Origin of the sequence: Streptomyces sp. MB09-01 (genome assembly GCF_033794505.1) — a bacterium.
Classification (GTDB): domain Bacteria; phylum Actinomycetota; class Actinomycetes; order Streptomycetales; family Streptomycetaceae; genus Streptomyces.
Window position 1 is genome coordinate 1 of sequence record NZ_JARAYQ010000447.1, and the last position, 3,959, is coordinate 3,959.

The window sequence follows — 3,959 nt, forward strand, 5'->3', positions numbered from 1 at the left end:
GTGCGGGAGGGCGCCGATGGCCCGCAGTCCTAGGCGGAGCCGTCATCGGCGCCCTCCCGCACCGCCGCCTCGACCTCCGCCACCCGCCGCGCCTCCTCGGCCGCGAAGCGCTCGCGGTCCAGGACCTCGGCGATCTCCTCGTCCTGGCTCATCAGGAGGTCCAGGTTGGAGTCGCCCATCTCGAAGACGCCCATGTCCAGGTAGGCGCGCTGGAGCCGCTCGCCCCACAGCCCGATGTCCTTCACGCACGGCACGATCCGGCTGAACAGCAGCTTCCGGAAGAGGTGCAGGAACTCCGACTGCTCGGTGAACGCCTCCGCCTCCTTGCGCGGGACACCGAAGTTCTCCAGCACCTCCACCCCGCGCAGCCGGTCCCGCATCAGGTAGCAGCCCTCGATGACGAACTCCTCGCGCTCGCGCAGTTCGGCGTCCGTGAGCTGCCGGTAGTAGTCGCGCAGCGCCATGCGCCCGAAGGCCACGTGCCGGGCCTCGTCCTGCATCACGTACGCCAGGATCTGCTTCGGCAGCGGCTTGTCCGTCGTGTCGCGGATCATGCCGAAGGCGGCGAGCGCCAGCCCCTCGATGAGCACCTGCATGCCCAGGTACGGCATGTCCCAGCGGGAGTCGCGCAGGGTGTCGCCCAACAGCCCCTGGAGGCTGTCGTTGATCGGGTACAGCATCCCGACCTTCTCGTGCAGGAAGCGCCCGAAGATCTCGGCGTGCCGGGCCTCGTCCATGGTCTGCGTGGCGGAGTAGAACTTCGCGTCGAGGTCCGGCACCGACTCCACGATGCGGGCCGCGCACACCATCGCGCCCTGCTCGCCGTGCAGGAACTGGCTGAAGTTCCAGGCGGCGTAGTGCCGGCGCAGTTCGCCCTTGTCCTTCTCGGTGAGCCGGGCCCAGTGCCGCGTGCCGTAGAGCGTCAGCGCCTCGTCGGGGGTGCCGAGCGGATCGTACGGGTCCACATCGATGTCCCAGTCGATGCGCTTGGCGCCGTCCCACTGCTTGTCCTTGCCCTTCTGGTAGAGCGCGAGGAGCCGCTCGCGGCCGTCGTCGTACTCCCAGTTGAAGCGGGCGGAACCGGAGGCGGGTACCTGCCAGACGGCTTCGCCCGGGTCCTCGGTGTAGAGCTCGTGCGTCGACACTGACGCCCCCTCGTCTCACGTACTGCCGTGCGGGAACGGACAGTTGGCAGGGTCACACGTTGGTAGACACGGGGTCAACAAGTCCTGCGCGGGGGATTGACGACCTTGCTGACAGGCAGTCTCATAAGAAGCGACCGCCGGTAACTCGACCACGAGGTGTCCGAAACCATGACGACCGTGACCGAACGAGCCGCGCTCAGGGACGCCCTCGGCCTGCTGAAGGACCGGGAGCAGATCGCCGAGCGACTGCTCGAATCCTCGGCCAAGCACTCCTTCGACCCAGACAAGGAACTCGACTGGGACGCCCCCATGGTCGAGGGCAAGTACTACTGGCCGCCCGAACTGCTCTCCCTCTACGACACCCCGCTGTGGAAGAAGATGGGGGAGGAGCAGCGCATCGACCTCTCCCGGCACGAGGCGGCGGCGCTCGGCTCGCTCGGCATCTGGTTCGAGATCATCCTGATGCAGCTGATGGTCCGGCACATCTACGACAAGGCCCTGACCAGCAACCACGTGCGCTACGCCCTCACCGAGATCGCCGACGAGTGCCGCCACTCGATGATGTTCGCCCGCATGATCAAGCAGAGCGGCAGCCCCGAGTACCCGGTCTCCCGCCTCAACCACAACCTCGCCCGGATCCTGAAGACCGTCTCCACCACCCCCGGCTCCTTCGCCTGCACCCTCCTCGGCGAGGAGATCCTCGACTGGATGCAGCGCCTGACCTTCCCCGACGAGCGCGTCCAGCCGCTGGTCCGCGGGGTCACCCGGATCCACGTCATCGAGGAGGCCCGGCACGTCCGTTACGCCCGCGAGGAACTGCGCCGCCAGATGCTGACGGCCCCGCGCTGGGAGCAGGAGCTCACCCGCATCAGCTGCGGCGAGGCCGCCCGCGTGTTCTCCCTCGCCTTCGTGAACCCGGCCGTCTACGACCACGTCGGCCTGGACCGCCGCGAGGCCGTCGCCCAGGTCAGGGCGAGCGGCCACCGCCGCGAGGTCATGCAGACCGGCGCGAAGCGGCTCACCGACTTCCTCGACGACATCGGCGTCCTGCGCGGGGTCGGCCGGAAGCTGTGGAAGAGCTCCGGACTCCTGGCCTAGATCCTGCCGTGCGCCCCGGGGCAGCGGAGATCGCCCGGGCAGGGCCCGGGCGGCCACCGTCGGGCTACCCTGCGGTCATGACCGTACGCGCCTACCGCAGGCTCAGCGTCGAGGAGCGGCGAGCCCAACTCCTCGACGCGGCCCTCTCGCTGTTCGCGCACCGGGCGCCGGAGGAGGTCTCGCTCGACGACGTCGCCGAGGCCGCCGGGGTCTCGCGCCCGCTCGTCTACCGCTACTTCCCGGGCGGCAAGCAGCAACTCTACGAGGCCGCCCTCCGCTCGGCGGCGGACGTCCTCGAACTCTGCTTCGCCGAACCCCAGCAGGGCCCCCTGACCCAGCGCCTGGCCCGGGCCCTGGACCGCTACCTCGCCTTCGTCGACGAACACGACGCCGGCTTCGCCGCCCTCCTCCAGGGCGGCAGCGTCGTGGAGACCTCCCGCACCACGGCCACGGTGGACGGCATCCGCCGGGCGGCGGCGGACCAGATCCTCGTCCACCTGGGCGTCCCGTCCCCCGGCCCCCGGCTCCGCATGATGGTTCGTACGTGGATCACGGCGGTCGAGGCGGCCTCCCTGATATGGATCGACGAGGGCAAGCAGCCGGAGGTGGACCGGCTCCGGGACTGGCTGCTGGACCAGTTCATCGCCCTGCTGACGGCCACCGCGGCCACCGACCCGGAAACCGCGGCGGCCGCGCGCGCCGCGCTCGCGCTGGAATCGGCGGACGGCCCGGTCGGGGTCCTGGCCCGCCGCGTGATCCCGGTGGTCTCCGAGGCCGCCCACCTGCTGTGACACTGGTGGGGTGAGAAGCCAACCGACCCCCTTCGAGGGCGGCCCGATGGACGGCCGGGTCCTCCCGATCCTCCTCGGCCCGACCGGCCACCCCCCGAAGTGGTACGAGATCCCCGTCCCCACGCCGGACGGCCCGCCGACGGTCCTGCTGTACGAACGCGTCCCGTCGGGCTACTCGAAGCGCCTGGGCCTCCAGAAGGGCTGGAAGTACGAATTCCGCCCGACGGGCCAGAAACCGAAGCCCCGCTGGCCCTGGTCGAAGACCCCCCGAACCTGACGCCGGCACACCCCGGCCGCCTCGCCGGCCGGAAGGCGGCAGCCACGGAGGGGCGAGGACGGGTGCGTGCCGGGGCGCTCCCCGCAGGGCGGCTGGCCCAGCCGGCCGGAAGGCAGTCACGCAGTCGGCGACGCCCGACTCCGCCTCCGCTGGGGACGGGTGCGTGCCGGGGCCCTCCCCGCAGGGCGGCTGGCCTAGTCGGCGGGAAGGCGGCAGTCACGCAGTCGGCAATGCCCGACACCGCCTCCGCCGGGGACGGGTGCGTGCCGGGGCGCTCCCCGCAGGGCGGCTGGCCCAGCCGGCCGGAAGGCAGTCACGCAGTCGGCGACGCCCGACTCCGCCTCCGCTGGGGACGGGTGCGTGCCGGGGCCCTCCCCGCAGGGCGGCTGGCCTAGTCGGCGGGAAGGCGGCAGTCACGCAGTCGGCAATGCCCGACACCGCCTCCGCCGGGGACGGGTGCGTGCCGGGGCGCTCCCCGCAGGGCGGCTGGCCCAGCCGGCCGGAAGGCGGCAGTCACGCAGTCGGCGACGCCGGACAGCGCCTTCGCCGGGGACGGGTGCGTGCCGGGGCGCTCCCCGCAGGGCGTCGAACGCCATGTGCCCCGGCCCTCCGACCCCCCGCCACGTTCGGCGCCCGAGGAGACGCCCC

4 protein-coding genes are annotated in these 3,959 nt (G+C 71.7%); 3 read left to right on the forward strand and 1 reads right to left on the reverse strand.

The window, feature by feature from the left end; all coding sequences use genetic code 11:
• Positions 1–29 precede the first annotated feature (29 nt).
• A complete protein-coding gene (locus tag PV721_RS41980) occupies positions 30–1,145 on the reverse strand; it encodes a ferritin-like domain-containing protein (protein ID WP_319733959.1) in 1,116 nt (371 codons plus the stop codon).
• Between the two features lie 168 nt (positions 1,146–1,313).
• Here PV721_RS41980 and PV721_RS41985 point away from each other — a divergent pair, with 168 nt between their 5' ends.
• The 3 genes from PV721_RS41985 (at position 1,314) to PV721_RS41995 (ending at position 3,311) form a co-directional block, all read left to right on the forward strand.
• On the forward strand, positions 1,314–2,243 hold the full coding sequence (locus PV721_RS41985) for a diiron oxygenase (RefSeq protein WP_319733961.1): 930 nt from the start codon (positions 1,314–1,316) through the stop codon (positions 2,241–2,243).
• Between the two features lie 77 nt (positions 2,244–2,320).
• Positions 2,321–3,034, forward strand: a complete 714-nt coding sequence (locus PV721_RS41990) for a helix-turn-helix domain-containing protein (protein ID WP_319733962.1) — start codon at positions 2,321–2,323, stop codon at positions 3,032–3,034.
• Between the two features lie 10 nt (positions 3,035–3,044).
• A complete protein-coding gene (locus tag PV721_RS41995; protein ID WP_319733963.1) occupies positions 3,045–3,311 on the forward strand; it encodes a hypothetical protein in 267 nt (88 codons plus the stop codon).
• The last annotated feature ends 648 nt before the right edge of the window (positions 3,312–3,959 follow it).